Annotated in this window: 19 protein-coding genes; 17 read left to right on the top strand and 2 right to left on the bottom strand. The window is 41.3% G+C overall.

Annotation, left to right across the window (positions count from 1 at the left end; all coding sequences use genetic code 11):
* Nucleotides 1-9: 9 nt before the first annotated feature.
* From AC503W_RS12595 to AC503W_RS12545, 11 genes are all read left to right on the top strand, one after another.
* Nucleotides 10-993 (top strand): alpha-ketoacid dehydrogenase subunit beta, encoded by a 984-nt coding sequence (locus AC503W_RS12595; protein ID WP_402869381.1) that lies wholly within the window; start codon nt 10-12, stop codon nt 991-993.
* A 23-nt stretch (nt 994-1,016) separates the two neighbouring features.
* The gene (locus tag AC503W_RS12590; protein WP_402869380.1) at nt 1,017-2,291 is read left to right on the top strand and encodes a dihydrolipoamide acetyltransferase family protein; all 1,275 of its coding nucleotides are present in this window, start codon (nt 1,017-1,019) and stop codon (nt 2,289-2,291) included.
* Between the two features lie 333 nt (nt 2,292-2,624).
* Entirely contained in the window at nt 2,625-4,508 is a 1,884-nt protein-coding gene (locus tag AC503W_RS12585; protein ID WP_494914336.1) for a methylmalonyl-CoA mutase family protein, read from the top strand.
* Entirely contained in the window at nt 4,505-6,697 is a 2,193-nt protein-coding gene (scpA, locus tag AC503W_RS12580) for a methylmalonyl-CoA mutase (protein ID WP_494914335.1), read from the top strand. Before AC503W_RS12585 ends, scpA begins: the two co-directional genes overlap by 4 nt.
* Nucleotides 6,697-7,854 (top strand): methylmalonyl Co-A mutase-associated GTPase MeaB, encoded by a 1,158-nt coding sequence (gene meaB, locus AC503W_RS12575; RefSeq protein ID WP_402956589.1) that lies wholly within the window; start codon nt 6,697-6,699, stop codon nt 7,852-7,854. Before scpA ends, meaB begins: the two co-directional genes overlap by 1 nt.
* Nucleotides 7,855-7,981: 127 nt before the next feature.
* On the top strand, nt 7,982-8,419 hold the full coding sequence (locus AC503W_RS12570; protein WP_402869372.1) for a BrxA/BrxB family bacilliredoxin: 438 nt from the start codon (nt 7,982-7,984) through the stop codon (nt 8,417-8,419).
* 337 nt (nt 8,420-8,756) lie between these two features.
* Nucleotides 8,757-9,560 carry a transporter substrate-binding domain-containing protein gene (locus tag AC503W_RS12565; protein WP_402956967.1) on the top strand — a complete coding sequence of 268 codons (804 nt, stop codon included), beginning with the start codon at nt 8,757-8,759 and terminating at the stop codon, nt 9,558-9,560.
* 125 nt (nt 9,561-9,685) lie between these two features.
* Nucleotides 9,686-10,345, top strand: a complete 660-nt coding sequence (locus tag AC503W_RS12560; RefSeq protein WP_402869370.1) for an amino acid ABC transporter permease — start codon at nt 9,686-9,688, stop codon at nt 10,343-10,345.
* Nucleotides 10,338-11,060 (top strand): amino acid ABC transporter ATP-binding protein, encoded by a 723-nt coding sequence (locus tag AC503W_RS12555; protein ID WP_402956592.1) that lies wholly within the window; start codon nt 10,338-10,340, stop codon nt 11,058-11,060. The genes AC503W_RS12560 and AC503W_RS12555 overlap by 8 nt, the downstream gene beginning before the upstream one ends.
* 188 nt (nt 11,061-11,248) lie before the next feature.
* Nucleotides 11,249-12,238: an aromatic acid exporter family protein gene (locus AC503W_RS12550; RefSeq protein WP_402956594.1), complete on the top strand. Its 990-nt coding sequence runs from the start codon at nt 11,249-11,251 to the stop codon at nt 12,236-12,238.
* Nucleotides 12,239-12,269: 31 nt separating this feature from the next.
* Nucleotides 12,270-12,785: a L,D-transpeptidase gene (locus AC503W_RS12545; protein ID WP_402869365.1), complete on the top strand. Its 516-nt coding sequence runs from the start codon at nt 12,270-12,272 to the stop codon at nt 12,783-12,785.
* Nucleotides 12,786-12,822: 37 nt separating this feature from the next.
* Here AC503W_RS12545 and prli42 read toward each other — a convergent pair whose 3' ends face one another.
* The gene (gene prli42 / locus AC503W_RS12540) at nt 12,823-12,918 is read right to left on the bottom strand and encodes a stressosome-associated protein Prli42 (RefSeq protein WP_402869363.1); all 96 of its coding nucleotides are present in this window, start codon (nt 12,916-12,918) and stop codon (nt 12,823-12,825) included.
* A gap of 169 nt (nt 12,919-13,087) precedes the next feature.
* Between prli42 and mce the strand changes: the two genes are divergently transcribed.
* The 5 genes from mce (at nt 13,088) to gnd (ending at nt 19,358) form a co-directional block, all read left to right on the top strand.
* A complete protein-coding gene (mce, locus tag AC503W_RS12535; protein WP_402869361.1) occupies nt 13,088-13,510 on the top strand; it encodes a methylmalonyl-CoA epimerase in 423 nt (140 codons plus the stop codon).
* The gene (locus tag AC503W_RS12530; protein ID WP_402869359.1) at nt 13,507-15,057 is read left to right on the top strand and encodes an acyl-CoA carboxylase subunit beta; all 1,551 of its coding nucleotides are present in this window, start codon (nt 13,507-13,509) and stop codon (nt 15,055-15,057) included. The genes mce and AC503W_RS12530 overlap by 4 nt, the downstream gene beginning before the upstream one ends.
* A gap of 147 nt (nt 15,058-15,204) precedes the next feature.
* Nucleotides 15,205-16,326 carry a tripeptidase T gene (locus AC503W_RS12525; RefSeq protein WP_402956969.1) on the top strand — a complete coding sequence of 374 codons (1,122 nt, stop codon included), beginning with the start codon at nt 15,205-15,207 and terminating at the stop codon, nt 16,324-16,326.
* Nucleotides 16,327-16,654: 328 nt separating this feature from the next.
* Nucleotides 16,655-17,920 (top strand): DNA polymerase IV, encoded by a 1,266-nt coding sequence (locus AC503W_RS12520; protein WP_402956597.1) that lies wholly within the window; start codon nt 16,655-16,657, stop codon nt 17,918-17,920.
* 28 nt (nt 17,921-17,948) lie between these two features.
* Nucleotides 17,949-19,358: an NADP-dependent phosphogluconate dehydrogenase gene (gnd, locus tag AC503W_RS12515; RefSeq protein ID WP_402869354.1), complete on the top strand. Its 1,410-nt coding sequence runs from the start codon at nt 17,949-17,951 to the stop codon at nt 19,356-19,358.
* Between the two features lie 95 nt (nt 19,359-19,453).
* On the opposite strand, the gene AC503W_RS12510 is transcribed toward gnd, so the two are convergent.
* The gene (locus AC503W_RS12510; protein WP_402956599.1) at nt 19,454-19,627 is read right to left on the bottom strand and encodes an asparagine synthase; all 174 of its coding nucleotides are present in this window, start codon (nt 19,625-19,627) and stop codon (nt 19,454-19,456) included.
* Between the two features lie 272 nt (nt 19,628-19,899).
* On the opposite strand from AC503W_RS12510, the gene AC503W_RS12505 reads away from it, so the two are divergent.
* The gene (locus tag AC503W_RS12505; RefSeq protein ID WP_402869350.1) at nt 19,900-20,052 is read left to right on the top strand and encodes a hypothetical protein; all 153 of its coding nucleotides are present in this window, start codon (nt 19,900-19,902) and stop codon (nt 20,050-20,052) included.

The raw sequence follows: 20,052 nt of genomic DNA, 5'->3' as shown, positions 1-20,052 counted from the left end.
GGGAAAAGGATGTCGGTAATTTCTTATATAGATGCGGTGACAATGGCAATGCGTGAAGAGATGGAAAGAGATTCGCGAGTATTCGTTTTGGGGGAGGATGTCGGGAAAAAGGGCGGAGTCTTTAAGGCGACAAATGGTCTATATGAGCAATTCGGTGAATCAAGGGTCATCGATACGCCCCTTGCAGAGTCAGCGATTGCTGGTGTAGGAATTGGGGCAGCCATGTATGGACTACGACCTATTGCCGAAATCCAATTTGCGGATTTTATCATGCCCGCTGTAAATCAAATTGTTTCCGAAGCGGCAAAGATCCGTTATCGTTCCAATAATGATTGGAACTGCCCAATGGTCATCCGTGCTCCGTATGGTGGCGGAGTTCACGGAGCGTTATATCATTCCCAATCCGTGGAAGCTATGTTCGCGAACCAACCAGGATTGAAAATTGTGATGCCTTCCACCCCATATGATGTAAAAGGCTTGCTTAAAGCTGCCATTCGCGACGAGGATCCGGTACTTTTCTTTGAACATAAGCGTGCGTACCGTTTGATTAAAGGCGAAGTTCCGAATGATGATTATGTACTGCCAATCGGTAAAGCTGATGTGAAAAGAGAGGGAGAGGACATTACGGTCATAACCTATGGGCTTTGTGTTCACTTTGCTCTCCAAGCGGCAGAAAAACTAGCAATGGATGGTATTTCAGCGCATATTTTAGATTTGCGCACCGTATATCCGTTGGATAAGGAAGCCATCATAGAAGCGGCTTCCAAAACGGGTAAGGTCTTATTGGTTACAGAAGATAATAAAGAGGGTAGCATCATGAGTGAGGTTGCAGCCATCATTGCCGAGCATTGCCTATTCGATTTGGATGCCCCAATCAAGCGACTGGCTGGTCCGGACATCCCTGCAATGCCTTATGCACCTACAATGGAAAAATATTTTATGGTTACCCCTGATAAAGTGGAGAAGACGATGAGAGAACTGGCTGAATTTTAATAGAAAAGAAGGAGGATTAAATGATGGCGATAGAACAAATGAAAATGCCCCAGCTTGGTGAAAGCGTGACAGAAGGGACCATAAGTAAATGGCTTGTTCAGCCAGGAGATCACGTGACGAAGTATGATCCACTAGCTGAAGTGATGACGGATAAAGTAAACGCTGAAGTTCCTTCTTCTTTTACGGGGATTGTTAAGGAGTTAAAGGCGGATGAGAATCAAACGCTGGCTGTGGGGGAAGTTATATGTTCCATTGAGGTCGAATCAACCAAGCCCAAGGAAGAGGAAAAAGAAGACCCAGCAGAGAAAAATGATGATGCAGTTAATAGCATGAAGCCTAACGTAGAAACTCCGACTCCGAATAAAGTCCGGTTTTCTCCCGCTGTACTAAAGCTCTCCCAGGAACATGATATCGATCTCTCTCAAGTGAATGGGACGGGGAATGAAGGAAGGATAACGCGTAAAGACTTATTGAAACTCATTGAGTCCGGAAACCTCCCTCAATCGGTAGCTGAAGTAAGAACTGCTTCCGAGCCAAAAGAACATCTGCCCCAATCATTGCCATCAAATGAGAAAGAAACTGTCATTCCTAGCATGACTGGAGATAGAGAAATACCCGTAACTGGGGTAAGGAAAGCGATTGCTTCGAATATGTCGAAAAGTAAGCATGAGATTCCACATGGATGGACAATGGTTGAAGTTGATGCGACGAATATGGTTAAACTTAGGGATTCACTTAAATCGGATTTCAAACAAAAAGAAGGGTATAACTTAACCTACTTTGCATTCTTTGTTAAAGCGATTGCGCAGGCTCTAACCGAATTTCCTCAGATCAATTCAATGTGGGCAGGCGATAAAATCATTCAAAGAAAAGAAATTAATATTTCAATCGCGGTCGCAACGGAAGATGCTTTATTTGTTCCGGTCATAAAAAATGCAGATGAAAAGTCGATCAAAGGGATTGCTAGGGAAATCAATGACCTGGCATCAAAGGTGAAAGCAGGAAAGTTAAGAGTCGAGGATATGCAAGGCGGCACTTTCACTGTCAATAATACTGGTTCATTTGGTTCGGTCCAGTCCATGGGAATTATAAATCATCCCCAGGCAGCGATTCTACAAGTGGAGACCATTGTAAAAAGACCTGTCGTCATCAATGACATGATAGCGGTCCGTGATATGGTCAACCTATGTTTATCACTAGATCATCGGGTATTGGACGGTCTTGTATGCGGCAGATTCTTAGCGCGAGTAAAAGAAATTATTGAAAAAATAACCTCAGATAATACATCTGTTTATTAATAGGGAGAAAGAAGGAGGTAACCATAAAGGTGCTTCCTTTTCTCTGTGCCTCTTTAACTGTTTATGAATAGAAATATAAGAGTATTTAGAAAATAGTCGACAATATTTTTATTTTTGCTATTATTTTATAGAGGCTCTTCTCATAATTATTCTCCATCTTCTATCATATGGTTTTTTTAACAGGTTTTGATATTAGCTAAAATTATAAGAATATTATGATAGAATATATATAAATTGATGGGAGAGTGTTTTTCTTATGTAATTGACTGAGCGTTCGGTCTACGTATTGACGATTGAACCAGTAGGAAAGCAAAATATAAGGGAGCGATTAAAATGGAATTGAAAGATGTAAAAAACATATCCTTTCCAAAACCTTCATTAGAAGAGTGGAAGGAAGCGGCAGAAACTAGTTTAAAAGGCAGAAGTGTCGAAAAATTAAAAACGAATACATATGAAGGCATTACTTTAAATCCCCTCTATACAGAGGAATCTGTTTCAGATGGAGAACAAACAGAGCTTCCCGGATTTGCTCCCTTTACACGTGGAATTGCTCCGACCGGTTATTACGAGCAGCCATGGTTTGTCGTACATCCTGTAAGCGGTATCACGGCTGACGAGGCAAATGAAAAGATGCACGCCGCACTAGAGCGCGGTCAGAATATTATCGTCTATCCAGCTCATCTTCTTGCGGAGGGTGCGAGGGTTTCAAAACTTTTTAATGGCCTATCATTAAATGAACTTCCCGTTTTCATTGACCTGAAGGGAAAGCAAAAGGAACTATTCCCTCAATTCAAAGCTGTTGCAAATCAACAAAATGCGCAAATTAAGGGTGTGCTTGCAGAAGATCCGATTGCAGAATGGTTAGTCGGTGGTCAAGTTCCTGAAGATACAGAAACATATTTTGCAGAATGGGCAAAAACAATCCAAGATTATCAACAGATTGGTCCGGACTTAAAGTCAATTCTTGTTAACACGGCTAGTTTTCATAATGGAGGAGCCAATGCAATTCAAGAGCTTGCCTATGGATTGGCAGTTGCTGTCCAATATATATGGGAAGGGCAAAAACAAGGGATTTCCGTACGGGATATTGTCGGAAAGATCGTGTTTTCCTTTGCAGTGGATTCCAATTACTTTATGTCGATTGCGAAGATACGGGCGGCTAGAAGACTTTGGGCTGGTCTAGCGGAAGCTTTTGAAGAGGATGCCGAGTATTTTAAAATGGTTATACATGCAGTTACATCCGAGTTGACAGAAACGCTCTATGATCAACATGTGAATATTCTGCGGACCACGAATCAAGCATTTGCTGCAGCAATTGGAGGGATTCAGTACTTGCAGATCCATCCATTTAATCATGCTTCAGGTGAGTGTAATGAATTTTCGGAAAGAATAGCACGCAACACGCATTTAATCCTTAAAGAGGAAACGAATATCACAACGGTGGTCGATCCTGCCGGCGGATCTTGGTATGTCGAGCAATTGACGGATGAATTGGCTGATAAAGCATGGGTGAAGTTCCTTGAGATTGACGAGGCAGGCGGGGTACTTGATGCCATTATGCAAGGGGCTTTACAAGCAGACATAGCAAAAGTCTACGAGGAAAGGGTCCAGAATGCGGCACTACGGAAAGAAAGTATTATTGGTACCAACGTTTATCCGAACCCTACCGATAAAATCAAAGTTCCTACAACTGAAACACAGAGATCATATATGGTGGTTCAGGGGCCAGTAGATATTACACCAATCAAGTTAGATCGTATATCATCCCAATTTGAACAGTTAAGATTACGAAGTGAAGAGTGTAAACAAAATGGCGGGAAAGCACCGACAATCGGCCTTATTAACTTGAATGAACTTAAATCTTATAAGCCTCGTGCTGATTTTATAAAAGGCTTTGTTGCAGCCGGTGGAATTGAAACGATGGAAAGTGAAGGATGCCATGATAGTAAGGAAGCGGTGGATTATATAGCTGAAACTAAGCTTTCCATATACTGTGTATGTGGAAGTGATCTTGATTACTCGGATAAGGCGGAATCCATCATAAAAGAGATTAAACAGCAATACCCACACATCAAGCTATATGTCGCTGGAAAGCAATCGGCAGAATTGGAGACCGTTTTATTGGAGTCTGGAGCGGACGACTTTATCCATGTTAAAACGAATGTTGTGGCGGTCTTGACAGAACTACTACAAGAGCTAGGGGTGAATGAACAATGAAAAAACCAAATTTCTCTACCATAAATCCTGCTAAGTCTGAGCGTAAAGGAACAGTTGAATTATGGAAACAAGAGGCAGAAGCAGCAGTTGGACAAAACATCGAGGAACTTTTATTCGAAACGAATGAACAAATCAAGGTTAAACCATTATATATGAAAGAAGATAGTCAGAATTTGGAGCACATGGAAAGTGTACCGGGAATTGCTCCATATACAAGGGGACCCTATCCATCCATGTATGTGAACCGGCCATGGACAGTACGACAATATGCAGGGTTCTCAACTGCAGAGGAATCCAACGCATTTTACCGCAGGAATTTAGCGATGGGTCAAAAGGGTCTCTCGGTGGCCTTCGATTTGGCAACACATCGCGGCTATGATTCGGATCATCCTCGTGTTGTTGGGGATGTAGGAAAAGCGGGTGTGGCGATAGACTCGATTTTGGATATGAAGATCCTATTTGATGGAATACCACTCGATCAAATGTCGGTATCCATGACAATGAATGGAGCGGTTTTACCTATTCTTGCTTTTTATATCGTTACAGCCGAGGAGCAGGGAGTCACCCAGGATAAGCTTTCTGGTACCATTCAAAATGATATCTTAAAGGAATACATGGTTAGGAATACGTATATCTATCCACCCGAGATGTCGATGAAAATCATTGCTGATATATTTGAATATACTTCAAAATATATGCCAAAGTTCAATTCTATATCCATTTCCGGTTATCACCTACAAGAAGCTGGAGCACCTGCGGATATCGAGCTTGCTTATACGTTGGCGGATGGCCTGGAATATGCAAGGACAGGAATGAAAGCCGGTATCGATATTGATAAATTTGCCCCTCGTTTGTCGTTCTTCTGGGCTGTTGGAATGAACTATTTCATGGAAGTGGCAAAAATGAGAGCGGGACGGTTCATATGGTCAAAACTAATGAAACAGTTTGAACCGAAGAATAAGAAAGCGATGGCTTTACGAACACACTCCCAAACATCGGGGTGGAGCCTTTCAGAGCAAGATCCTTTCAATAATGTAGCACGAACACTGATCGAGGCGCATGCAGCTGCCTTGGGCCATACCCAATCTTTGCATACGAACGCATTGGATGAGGCCATTGCCCTTCCAACCGATTTCTCAGCACGTATTGCCCGGAATACACAGCTTTATCTTCAAGAGGAGACTGGCATTACAAAGGTCATCGATCCATGGGCAGGTTCTTATTATGTCGAATCGCTAACAAATGAACTGATTGAAAGGGCTTGGGCTCATATCGAAGAAATTGAAGGTCTTGGGGGCATGGCAAAGGCGATTGAAACCGGTCTTCCGAAAATGAGGATTGAAGAAGCGGCAGCAAAACGTCAAGCTAAAATCGATTCTCAAGATGAAACAATCGTGGGTGTCAATAAATATCGCCTGAAAAAAGAAGATGCGATTGAAATCTTGGAGATAGATAATACCGCCGTCCGCGAAAGTCAACTTAAGCGTTTAAGCATCCTTAAAGAAAAAAGAGATCAGGCGAAAGTCGATGAAGCTCTTCAGGCATTGACGCAAGCGGCACGAACTGGTGAAGGTAACTTGCTTGAATTGGCAGTACAGGCAACTCGAGTCCGCGCTTCACTTGGGGAAATTTCCGATGCAATTGAAGAAGTGGCTGGTCGCCATAAGGCCACCATCCGTTCTATTAGTGGTGTTTATAGCTCAGCTTATTCGAAAGAGGCGGAAATTGAAGAAGTAATTGCCATGACTGACGAATTTCTTGAAAATGAAGGCAGACGCCCTCGTTTATTGATGGCTAAGATGGGGCAGGACGGCCATGATCGAGGATCGAAAGTGGTTGGTACGGGGTTTGCTGATTTAGGCTACGATGTTGACATCGGGCCACTATTCCAAACACCGGAGGAAACCGCTCTTCAGGCTGTGGAAAATGATGTGCATGTTGTTGGGATGAGCTCGCTCGCTGCCGGCCACAAAACACTATTGCCGCAATTGATGGCCGAGTTGAAGAAATTGGGCCGGGAAGACATTATCGTCATTGTCGGTGGAGTCATCCCAGCACAAGATTATGATTATTTAATGCAAAACGGCGCATCAGCGATTTTTGGACCTGGCACGGTCATCCCACAGGCAGCTAAAAAAGTGCTACAAGAAATATACCATCGCCTAGGATATGAGGAAGTGGCACAGTAATGAGTGAAGATAAGAAGCCGGAATGGGTCGATCCTAACAATCAGGATGGTTTTGCTTCTTCGTTAAAGCCAGGTGTGGAATTGGATGCTGGTCATAATAAAGCATCAAAAAGTAGATTTATCAAAAAGAAAAATGAGAGAATCTCGATACCGCAATTGAAAGATGGAATCTTGACAGGGGAGAGAGCAAAGCTTGCTAAAGGGATCACATTAGTGGAAAGCAATGCCGAACATCATTTCGAGTTGGCACAAGAACTTTTGCACTCAATTCTCCCACACACAGGTGCTTCGCTCCGCATCGGCATTTCAGGTGTCCCTGGGGCTGGTAAAAGTACATTCATCGAAACCTTTGGAACGTTTTTATGTAATAAAGGATATAAGGTTGCGGTACTCGCTGTCGATCCAAGTTCCTCGATTAATGGAGGGAGCATCCTTGGGGATAAGACGAGGATGGAGGAACTGGCACGGAATCCTCAAGCTTTTATCCGACCTTCCCCATCAGAAGGAACTTTGGGTGGGGTGCATAGGAAAACGAGGGAAACGATGTTACTTTGTGAGGCGGCCGGTTTTGATGTGATTTTGATTGAAACGGTGGGTGTAGGGCAGAGTGAAGCGATTGTCCGAAGTATGGTCGACTTTTTCATGTTGCTTGTCCTAACAGGAGCCGGAGATGAATTGCAGGGCATGAAAAAAGGAATCATGGAACTTGTTGATGGTATAGTGGTCAATAAAGCAGACGGTGAAAACATTCCGCTTGCGAACAGGACAAGGTCGGAATACAGTCGTATTCTCCATTTCCTTCAGCCTGCCACTAAGGGGTGGGCTGGAAAAGCGTATACATGTTCTTCTGTTACAGGAAAAGGGATTCCTGAAATTTGGGACGTATTACAGGACTTTTCGCAGACAACAAAGTTATCGGGTGTTTTTCAGGAACGGAGAAGAATGCAATCCAAAGAGTGGTTGTATTCATTAATAGACCATCAGCTTAAAACCATGTTCTATAAAAATGATACTGTCAAAGGCTTACTGCCCAAGCTTGAAAATGAAGTGATGTCCGGTAATAAAACGGTCACTAAAGCCGTACAACAAGCATTTCAATCGTTCTCTGAATCCTTAAGTTCGAATGAATGCGGTCCCACAGATAACGAACGGATATAGCTCTCCCTTTCTTATCACCAATTGGAATCTTGATGTTTTTAATCATGGCCAGTTAAATTGATTGAATCGGGCTTCGTCAATTGTTATGATAGTGGTGAAGAGAAAAAGCTGGAAGGAGCACTATACTATGAATATGGATTTCAATTTTTTAATGAATGACGTGGTCAAACAAGCTCGCGATGAGATTAAGACTGCTGGATATACAGAACTGACGACTGCTGAGGAAGTAGAAGATGTATTGGCCCAAAAGGGTACGACGCTAGTTATGGTCAATTCCGTTTGTGGTTGTGCTGGGGGAATTGCTAGACCAGCTGCAGCCCATGCGATTCATAACGATAAACGTCCTAATCAGCTTGTAACTGTTTTTGCAGGTCAAGATAAGGAAGCGACTGAGAAGGCCCGTGATTATTTCGAAGGATATCCACCATCATCACCATCATTCGCTCTTCTGAAAGATGGAAAAATCATCACGATGATTGAGCGTCATGAAATCGAGGGTCATCATCCAATGTCTGTAGTGGAAAAATTGCAAGCTTACTTCGATGAATATTGTGAAGAAGTGTAAGACTTTGCTTATGCATTAAGCTTACTAGTATCTTTTAGGAAAACCGCCGAGTTTGGCGGTTTTTTTATTGGTGAATTTGCTTGGAATCAGTTGGAATCGGAAGAAATTGGTTGGTTAACCAGGTGTATTTTGTAGTAGGTAGAGTATTATATTAGAATTTGGTTAAAATAATATTCTAAAAAATAAATTTTTCATTAAGCTTATTGAATAATTATAAGAATGTGTTAAAATACACAAGAGTGCATGAATATTAGTTCGCATACGAGTTTAAGTTTATCGTAATTTGGCCATTGGCTCATACAAGAATCAAAAACTACTTGGAGGAATAATGATGAAATTGAAAAAGCGGGTAGCATTGTTGCTTACTTCTGTTTTATTAGTAGGTATTTTAGCAGCATGTGGAACCTCAGAGAAAAAAGAAGAGAATACATCAGGTAATAAAGATAAAAAAGTGCTAGTAATGGGAACATCTGCGGATTATCCACCGTTTGAATATGTTGAAACATCCAAAAGCGATGAAATCAAAGGATTTGACGTAGATATCGCTAAAGCGATCGGTAAGAAATTAGGATATGAAATCCAGGTGAAGGATATTGATTTTAACAGTCTTGTTCCATCACTTGAAAATAAATCGGTGGATTTTGTTATCTCTGGAATGACTCCAACACCGAAACGTGAGAAATCCGTTGATTTTAGTGATATTTATTATACAGCGAAAAACATGATCATTACGACAGATGGCAGCAAGATAAAAACGGTAGATGATTTAAAAGGGAAAACGGTAGGCGTACAGCTTGCTTCCATTCAAGAGACATTGGCAAATGACTTGAATAAAAATGAAAATATCGGGATGAAGATTGAAAAACGGAATCGTATTCCTGAAATCATCCAGGAAATGGTTGCGAAACGTTTTGATGCCGTGATTATTGAAGATACAGTTGCTAAAGGATATTTGAAAGACAATCCGGATTTAGTAGGATATGAGATGGAAACTGGGGAAGAAGACGCTGGTTCCGCTATTGCATTCCAAAAGGGCAGTGATTTAACGGAAGATTTCAATGCTGAACTGAACGAAATGTTGGAAAATGGTGAAATGGAAAAATTAATTCTAAAATGGTTCGGTGGCAGTGAAACTAAATAATACAGAGAAAAGGGAAAACGTTCAGAAGTGATAAAATACGCCTTCTGAGCGTTTTTCCACGCTTTATTGAGTATAAAGTGAATAAGGAAGGCCTTTATAGGTCTTTATAAGAGAGGATGAATGGAGTGAATCTGGATTTTGAAAGGATTATGCCTTCCCTTCCATATATCATGGAGGGAATACCGACTACACTAAAAGTTGTGGCGGTTGCGGCTGTAATCGGTTTTGTTTTGGGGATCATCTTATCCATACTGAAAATCAGCAGAATTAAGCCGTTAAATTGGATTGCTGACTTTTATACATCGATTTTCCGCGGTACACCATTAGTTTTACAATTAATGCTTATTTATTTTGGTTCCCCACAAATTTTAGGGATTCAAATCGAAGCGTTTCAGGCTGCTTTCTTGGCTTTCGGCTTAAACTCTGCCGCGTATATCTCGGAAATCATCAGGGGTGGTATATTAGCGGTCGATAAAGGGCAACGGGAAGCCGCGCTTGCCCTTGGGGTTCCTTATTCAAGTATGATGTTGAATATCATCTTGCCACAGGCCATCAAGAACATTCTCCCTTCTTTAGTGAATGAAATCATTTCCTTAACGAAGGAATCCGCCGTGGTAACCATCATCGGTTTAGGCGATATTATGCGCCGTTCTTATATTGTCGGTGGTGAGACCTATAAATTCTTCGAGCCGATATTATTTGCCGGTCTCATTTATTATGTGATGGTCATGATTCTCACTATCTTAGGTAAAGTGATCGAAAGGAGAATGAGACGCAGTGATTAAAATAGATCAGCTTCAAAAGAGTTATGGCAAACTTAACGTTCTAAAAGGAATCAGTACAGAAATTGGACAGGGTGAAGTCCTAGCGATAATCGGTCCCTCCGGATCAGGAAAGTCGACTTTTCTCCGGTGTATCAATATGCTTGAAACACCTACTGATGGACAGATTTGGTTCAAAGATCAAAATATTACGGATAAAAAGACTAATATTATGAAAGTCCGTGAGAATGTCGGGATGGTATTTCAACATTTCCATTTATTCCCACACAAGACGGTGCTTGAGAACCTGACATATGCGCCTATGAAGGTGAAAAAGTTATCCAAAGCAGACGCTGTGAAACAGGCAAGAGAGCTTTTGAATAAAGTTGGATTGGCTGATAAGGAAACAACGTATCCAAATCGTCTTTCCGGCGGGCAAAAACAAAGGGTTGCCATAGCACGTGCATTGGCCATGAATCCGGAAGTCATGCTGTTTGACGAGCCGACTTCCGCATTAGACCCGGAAATGGTAAAAGAAGTATTGGACGTTATGAAGTCACTGGCCCATACCGGGATGACAATGTTAATTGTTACGCATGAAATGGGATTTGCTAAAGAAGTGGCCGATCGGGTTCTATTCTTGGATGGCGGCTTGCTTGTTGAGGAAGGTGCTCCGGATGAGTTCTTTTCCAACCCGAAAAGCCAGCGTGCCAAAGATTTTCTTCAAAAAGTGCTTTAAAATGAAAAAAATGAACATGTAGTGAAAAAAGGTAACTTTAGTTACCTTTTTTATTTTACCCAAATAATGTATCATAGGTATAATGAATTATTAATAATTTAGAATTTTCCTTCATAAAGGACTGTAAAATTATCTGAATAGCTGATAGTATTATAATAGAAGTGAAAGAAGCAAGGTGATACATAACAATGTTCAAAATCGGGTATAGAACGATTAAAACTGCTATGGGGGCATCCATCGCAATTATTATTGCACAATTGCTGGGTTTGAATAATTTCTCTTCTGCTGGCATCATAACGATTTTGTGTATACAGGTTACAAAAAGGAAATCGGTATTTGCCTCCTGGCATCGATTTTTGGCTTGTATGATCGCAATGCTTTATTCTACTTTACTGTTTCAGGGTATAGCTTTCCATCCCCTTGTAATCGGGCTAATCCTTCTCATCTTCATCCCGACTACAGTTGCCTTGAATGTTAGCCAGGGAATAGTTACAAGCAGTGTCATCATCCTACATCTCTATGGCTCTGGAAAGATTACTATTGCACTGCTCGTCAATGAAACGATTTTGATTGTCGTTGGAGTGGGTGTGGCACTTATCATGAATCTATACATGCCTAGTGTGGAAAAAAAATTAATTGCTTACCAGGATAGAATTGAGATGAATTTTAGTGCTATCTTAATGGCAGTTGTCCGCTATTTACGGGATAATGACCATACATGGGATGGAAAGGAAATTACAAAAACAGCAAATCTTCTTAATGAAGCCAAAAGTCTTGCCTTTAGGGATGTGGAGAATCATTTTCTTCGGGAAGAAGATCTCCATTATCATTATTTCAAAATGAGGGAAAAGCAATTCGAAATTATTGAGAGGATTCTCCCTTTGGTCACAAATATTCCTTTAAGAGTGAAGCAAAGCGGTATATTGGCAGACTTTATAGAGGATTTGGCTGAAAATGTTCATCCTCAAAATACGGCGATCCTTTACTTGAGGCAACTTGAGGAAATGGAAGAGTTTTTTAAGGGGATGGAACTTCCTCAAACCCGGGAAGAGTTTGAATCACGTGCAGCTTTATTGCAGCTTATGAAGGAAATGGAACGCTATTTATTGCTTAAGCATTCTTTCAAGGGATTCCCTAAGGAGAGTCATAATCGAATGAAAAAGAGGCCGTTGGCTTAAACTAAGCAAAAAAGTAAAGGAACTGATAGAAATGAAACGAATCCTTTCTTTATTGTTATTGCTTGTCTTGTCAGCTGTACCATCTCAGGCCCTTGCTCAAACCGTAAATCACGGAGAGCCATTCATTATTATCAATAAAGCGAATAATAAACTGGCTTTCATTGACGACAACGTGGTACAAGAGATACTTCCAGTCGGAACAGGCAAGAGTCAGGAATTGACGCCTGAAGGGTTATTTACCGTCAAGGTAAAAGCGGTTAATCCTTACTATCGAAAAAAGAATATCCCTGGTGGAGATCCCAGAAATCCGCTTGGGTCAAGATGGATTGGTTTTGATGCCAGGAATACAGATGGCAGGATTTATGGGATACATGGAACCAATCAACCATCCTCAATCGGGAAATACATTTCCAATGGTTGTGTGAGGATGCATAAACCGGATGTAGAGCGGTTATATGACAAGGTTCCGATTGGGACAAAGGTTCTAATAACTCTATCAAATGAAAGTTTCAACACGTTAGCCAGAAATATAGGGGCTATCAAATAAGAAAGAGGGAAGCTTTTAGCTCCCCTCCTGCAGCCTATTACAATAAAAATGCGATGCCTGATAGTAAGGTCGTCAATAACATCGAGATAAGCATGAGATAGACAACAACTTTTCTTACTTTTTTATTTTTCATTATGTTCTCTCCTCAAACAGTATGATTATTTTCATTTTAACTTGAACATATAGGAGAAACAAGCAAAAGTGCAATATTCTCATTATTCAAAAGAATGGTATAGTTACATAATGAATTGATAGAAAATTCAATAGAGTGAAAATAGTACATAGTATGGGGGAATAGTAAAATGATTAAGAATATTGATCATATCGGGATTGCGGTTAAATCAATAGAGGAAGCCTTGCCGCTTTACACTGAAACATTGAAATTGGAGCTTGAAGGAATAGAAACGGTTGAGAGCCAAGGCGTTAAAGTGGCATTTATCCTAGCAGGGAATACTCGTTTAGAGTTATTGGAAGCGTTATCTCCTGATAGCGCCGTCGCTAAATTCATTGAAAAACGGGGTGAAGGGATTCACCATGTGGCTTTGGGTGTAGAGCGAATAGAGGATCGAATCCAGGAAATAAAAGAATCCGGTCTTCGTATGATTGATGAGACTTCAAGAAAAGGGGCACATCACGCAGATGTCGCTTTTATCCATCCTAAATCGACGTCGGGTGTCCTATATGAGCTATGTGAAAGAACTGAATTAAAGGAGGAGCAAAAATGACTGATATCTATGAAACTATCAATGACTTGTACGATCGACGCCGAAAGGTAGAAATGGGCGGCGGGGAAGATAGAATTGAAAAGCAACACGAAAAAGGAAAACTAACGGCGAGGGAAAGAATCGAACTTCTAGTGGATGAGGGTACCTTCGTTGAGCTGAATCCCTTTATCAAACACCGGAACACCAATTTTGGCATGGAAAAAGCAGAAGGACCGGGAGAAGGAGTAGTAACTGGTTATGGGAAAGTCAATGGTCGTGACATTTACCTGTTCTCTCAAGACTTTACCGTGTTTGGTGGGGCGCTCGGAGAAATGCATGCTCTGAAAATTGCCAATGTTATGGATTTGGCTGCGGAAAATGGTGCTCCCTTCATCGGGTTGAACGATTCTGGCGGAGCTCGGATTCAGGAAGGGGTTGTCTCCCTTGATGGATACGGTCAAATTTTCTATCGTAATTCGATATATTCTGGTGTGATCCCTCAGATTTCTGTCATATTGGGTCCATGTGCAGGTGGCGCGGTTTATTCACCAGCCATTACGGATTTTGTTTTCATGGTTGAGAAAACAAGCCAGATGTTCATTACAGGACCGAAAGTTATCGAAACGGTGACAGGGGAAAAAATTTCATCTGAAGGATTAGGTGGAGCGAAGGTACATAACACGGTCAGTGGTAATGCTCATTTCATGGGTGCTTCGGAGGAAGAAGTTTTAGCTGATGTTAAACGTCTTTTAAGCTATCTCCCGCAAAACAACCAAGAAAAGCCACCGGCTCTGGAAGCGACAGATGAAGACGACTATCGTCCAGATCTAACGGACGTTGTCCCATATGAAGGCATTCGTCCATACGATGTCCGAAAAGTGGTCAATCAAATTGTCGACGAGGATTCATTTATGGAAGTGCAAGCAGGGTTTGCGAAGAATATCGTGGTTGGTCTAGCACGCATTAAAGGGAAATCAGTGGGGCTTATTTGTAACCAGCCTAAAGTGTTGGCTGGTGGACTCGATATTGATTCATCTGATAAAGCTGCCAGGTTCATACGATTCTGTGATTCATTCAATATACCATTGATCACTTTTGAAGATGTTTCTGGATTTTTCCCTGGTGTTAAACAAGAACATGGTGGGATCATCCGCCATGGTGCGAAACTTTTATATGCCTATTCAGAAGCAACTGTGCCAAAATTAACGATCATTCTCCGTAAAGCCTATGGTGGTGCTTATGTGGCCCTCAATAGTAAATCCATCGGGGCAGACCTTACGTTTGCTTGGCCAAATGCTGAAATTGCGGTGATGGGATCAGCTGGAGCTGCAAACATCATATTTGCCCGTGAAATTAAAAATAGTGAGAATCCTGAAGCCACACGTGCAGAGAAAATTGAGGAATATCGTGAAAAGTTTGCAAATCCATATGTAGCGGCAAGTCTTGGAATGGTCGATGATGTTATTGACCCTCGTGAAACAAGAATTAAAATCATCCAATCGCTTGAAATGCTACGTAATAAAAAAGAAACCCGTCCATGGAAAAAACACGGGAATATTCCGTTGTAAGTACCAGTATGAGGGGAGCCTGAAACCAGGCTCCTTTTTTTGCTTTTTTATGTTTTTATTGAAAGGAGATCTTCCTATCGGATTATTTGCCGGGTAACGGCTTTAGAGATATACTTATAAAGGATTACTTTTATGGAGGTTTAAATGATGATTAATGAAGAACGGTTAGTTAGTGAATTCTTTGAATTGGTGCAAATTGATTCAGAAACTAAAAATGAAGCAGCAATAGCTAAAGTTTTAAAAGAAAAATTCACGGCACTTGGCGTGGATGTTTTTGAAGATGATACAATGTCTGTTACGGGTCATGGGGCTGGTAATTTAATTTGTACGCTGAAAGGCACGAAACCTGGCGTAGATACCATTTATTTCACATCACATATGGATACGGTCGTACCAGGTAACGGTATCAAACCGTCTATTAAAGATGGATACATAGTGTCAGATGGAACGACGATTCTAGGGGCAGATGACAAAGCAGGTTTATCTGTTATGTTAGAAACGTTGAAAGTGATTAAGGAGCAGAATATTGAGCACGGAACAATTGAGTTCATCATTACCGTTGGTGAAGAATCAGGGTTAGTAGGAGCAAAAGCTCTAGATCGTTCTCTTGTAACGGCAAAATACGGCTTTGCTCTTGACAGTGATGGTAAAGTTGGGAATATCGTCGTTGCTGCCCCTACTCAAGCCAAGGTAGCTGCAACCATTTTAGGCAAGACCGCCCATGCTGGCGTAGCTCCTGAAAAAGGGGTTTCTGCCATTACGATTGCTGCCAAAGCCATTTCAAGAATGCCTTTAGGCCGCATTGATGATGAAACGACAGCCAATATCGGACGTTTCCAAGGTGGACAACAAACGAATATCGTTTGTGATCATGTTGAAATTTTATCAGAAGCAAGATCATTGGTTCCTGAAAAAATGGAAAAACAAGTAGCAAGAATGAAAGAAGCTTTCGAGACTGCTGCCATCGAAATGGGCGGACGGGCCGAAGTGAAAGTCAATGTCATGTATCCAGGCTTTAAATATGGAGCAGGTGACCATGTGGTCGAAGTTGCAAGAAAAGCGGCAGAGAAAATTGGCCGTCCATGCGAATTGGTGAAAAGCGGCGGCGGTAGTGATGCAAATGTAATTGCTGGATTTGGCATTCCTACGGTTAATCTAGCAGTCGGCTATGAAGACATTCATACAACGAATGAAAGAATTCCAGTGGAAGAATTGACAAAGTTGGCTGAAATGGTCATCAGTATCATTCAGGAAGTTTCGGCAGAATAATTACGCGAAGATGGATGAAGTAGTTTCCCGAGAATATCGTAAATTGGCGTGTTAGCCACCAAAAAACCGAATATATGCAGGGTGTAGCGAATATTGGAAGTCACTTGTCACATTAATAATGATCCAAAAAAACTCGTTCATCTTTAGTGGACATAAAAGGGATACAGGAATATATGTACAGTCATCAGTAATATGATGACTGTTTTTCTTAGAATGAAGCACTACTTCAATGGTTATCAAGGTTAGATTGGGGTATCTTAATGAAGAAGATTTAGTTTATATGGACCCAATTTCCTGAGATTTGTACCAACAAGGATGTGACAGTCACATGAAGGATATGTATCCTAAAAATGGAAAGGTCATTCTCCATGTAGACATGAATAGTTTCTATGCATCTGTGGAAATGTCCTATGATGAATCATTGAAAGGGAAGCCATTAGCAATTGCCGGTAATGTTGAAGAAAGAAGGGGAATCATCGTTACCTGTAGTTATGAAGCTAGAAAATATGGTGTTAAAACGACCATGCCCATTTGGCAGGCCAAAAAACTATGCCCTCAATTAATCATTAAAAAGCCGAATTTTGAGCGATATCGAAAGGCTTCCCTCGCCATATTTGAAGTATTGCGGCAGTATACGGAAATAGTTGAACCTGTTTCCATCGATGAAGGGTATCTGGATATCAGTGAGTGTGCAGAATGGGGTTCACCTTTGGAAATTGCCAAAAGTATTCAAGAGCGTATATATAATACAATGGATCTTCCTTGTAGCATTGGCATCGCCCCAAATAAATTTTTGGCTAAAACAGCATCGGATATGAAAAAGCCGATGGGGATCACGGTTCTAAGGAAAAGAGATGTTCCCAAGGTTCTCTGGCCCTTACAGGTGGTGGAGATGCATGGGATTGGGGGTAAAACGGCAGAAAAACTCCAGACAATCGGTATCCAGACAATTGGAGACCTTGCCAAGGCCAACGAAACCCAGTTAAAACAGTTGCTAGGGATAAATGGCATCCGTTTGAAGGAACGGGCTAACGGAATGGATTCGCGACTTGTTGATCCAGAGGCCATTTTTGACCATAAAAGCATTGGGAACTCGACAACCCTGCCTAAGGATACTACCAATCAAAGAGAGCTGGTCGGGGTATTGGAGAAGCTTTCGGAAAAAGTTGCAGTACGTTTGAAGAATAAACGTTTGCTAGGTCAGAAGATTGGAGTGACCATCCGTTATAAAAATTGGAGGACCATTACAAGAAGTAAGATGGTTTCCAATCCATTTTTTGAAAAAACGGATATTTCGGATTGGGCTACTGAGCTGTTTTTGAAGAATTGGAATGGAGAGGCCATTCGCCTGTTAGGTGTAACGGCTTATGATGTCATTGAAAAAGAATCTGCATTCAAACAACTCGATATCTTTTCCTTTGAAGAGGATGCTGACAAAGAACCTTTATACGAAGTGATGGAACACTTGCAAAATAAGTATGGAGAAAATATTATTAAAAAGGGCCTTACTTTGAAAGAACGGTCAATTGGTACGAATACCAGTTTTAGCAAAGACTTTTTTGAGCGAACCAGAAGTAAAAATGGACTAAGGTGACATACATCCAAATGAAGGGAAGGTAATCATGACAAAACAACAAATTGGCGTTATCGGACTTGCTGTAATGGGTAAGAACCTTGCATTTAATATCGAAAGCAGAGGGTATTCAATTTCCGTGTATAATCGTTCCGCTGCAAAGACGGACGAAATGATGGAAGAAGCGAAAGGCAAAAATGTAGTACCGGCATATACGCTTGAAGAATTCGTGAATTCGCTTCAAACACCAAGGAAAATTCTATTGATGGTAAAAGCGGGTGCCGCTACGGATGCAACCATTGATCAACTTAAGCCGCTTCTTGAAAAAGGGGACATCGTCATTGATGGCGGGAATACGTTCTACAAGGACACGCAGCGCCGCAATGAGGAATTGAGTGAACTTGGTATTCATTTCATTGGAACTGGTGTCTCAGGAGGGGAAGAAGGAGCCCTGACTGGTCCTTCCATCATGCCAAGCGGGCAGAAGGAAGCATATGATTTGGTAGCGCCTATCTTGAAGGATATTTCTGCCAAGGTTGATGGGGATGCATGTTGTACATATATCGGACCAGGTGGTGCCGGACATTATGTGAAGATGGTGCATAATGGAATTGAGTATGGTGATATGCAGCTGATTTCGGAATCTTATTTCCTTTTGAAAAATCTTCTGGGTCTGTCCGCTGAAGAATTTCATGAGGTGTTCACTGAATGGAATAAGGGAGAGTTGGATAGCTATCTTATTGAAATCACTGCTGATATTTTCAAACGCTATGATGAAGAGACAGGTAAGCCCATGGTCGATGTCATTTTAGATAAAGCTGGCCAAAAAGGTACAGGTAAATGGACGAGCCAAAGTGCACTGGATCTTGGTGTACCACTTCCAATCATAACGGAATCCGTTTTTGCACGATACATTTCAGCCATAAAAGAAGAGCGGGTAGAAGCAAGCAAGGTCCTCAGCGGTCCGGAAGCTAAATTTACCGGTGATAAAAAGGCTTTGATTGAAAGCATTCGCAAAGCGCTTTATATGAGTAAAATTTGTTCGTATGCACAAGGCTTCGCTCAAATGAAGGCTGCATCTGAAGAGAATAACTGGAACCTTCAATATGGGGACATCGCGATGATTTTCCGTGGGGGCTGCATCATCCGTGCTCAGTTCCTGCAAAAAATCAAAGATGCATATGATCGCGAGGCAAACTTGAACAACTTGCTTCTAGATCCTTATTTCCAAGAAATTGCCGAAAATTATCAAGGAGCTTTGCGTGAAGTGGTCTCTACCGCTGTGTTGAACGGCATTCCAGTTCCTTGCTTGTCTTCTGCACTCGCTTATTTCGATAGCTACCGTACAGAAACGCTTCCGGCCAATTTAATTCAAGCTCAACGCGATTACTTTGGAGCACATACGTATGAACGGATCGATAAAGAAGGTACCTTCCACACTGAATGGATGGACAAATAATCAAAAAAACTGGCTGGAATAGACATTCTATTTTAGCCAGTTTTTTTATTCGACAACTTAAAAAGAAGGAAGCACAAGTGTGCTCCCTTCTTCTACTAACGTCGATGCTCAACAAGGTCAATGACCCCTAATACAACATGTGCCAATCCGAAACCAAAAACCGTATTAGCGACCATCTTGTTTGAGCCACGGTTCTGCTTCATGGCATAACCTGCAGCAGTTACGGCAGTTCCTAACGCTGTTGGAATTAATCCTTCACGAACATCCATCGTAAATCCCTCCGCATCGGTTAGTAGTGGTATTCAGATAAAGAACACCATTTATATTGTTACCACAGCTGGACGGTATCATTCGGCTATATGGAAAAAGGAGAGATGAAATAATAAACTGAACTCAATGAAAAAATGGGTACTTTGTATATTTCTTTTTTATGCCGAAAGTAGTAAGATTTATAGCAACCATCTTTAACAGTTTATGTACCTGTATAAAATGTATGGGATGATGAGCGTATAGTGAAGCAAGAAAAGGAGTGGTTGAATTTATGCACTTCATCTGGATGATCGTAGCCCTTGTTTTATTTTTTGTGGTTATTGAATCAAGTGTGACTTTTTGGCTTAATCATGGAACAGATTCAGAATCGAAGGATTTTATCCATGCCATTCGAGAGAAAATCATCAAAAAGAGTGCCTCATAA

It is taken from the genome of Peribacillus suis (genome assembly GCF_059384845.1).
This window is presented reverse-complemented; position numbering and strand designations above follow the sequence as displayed.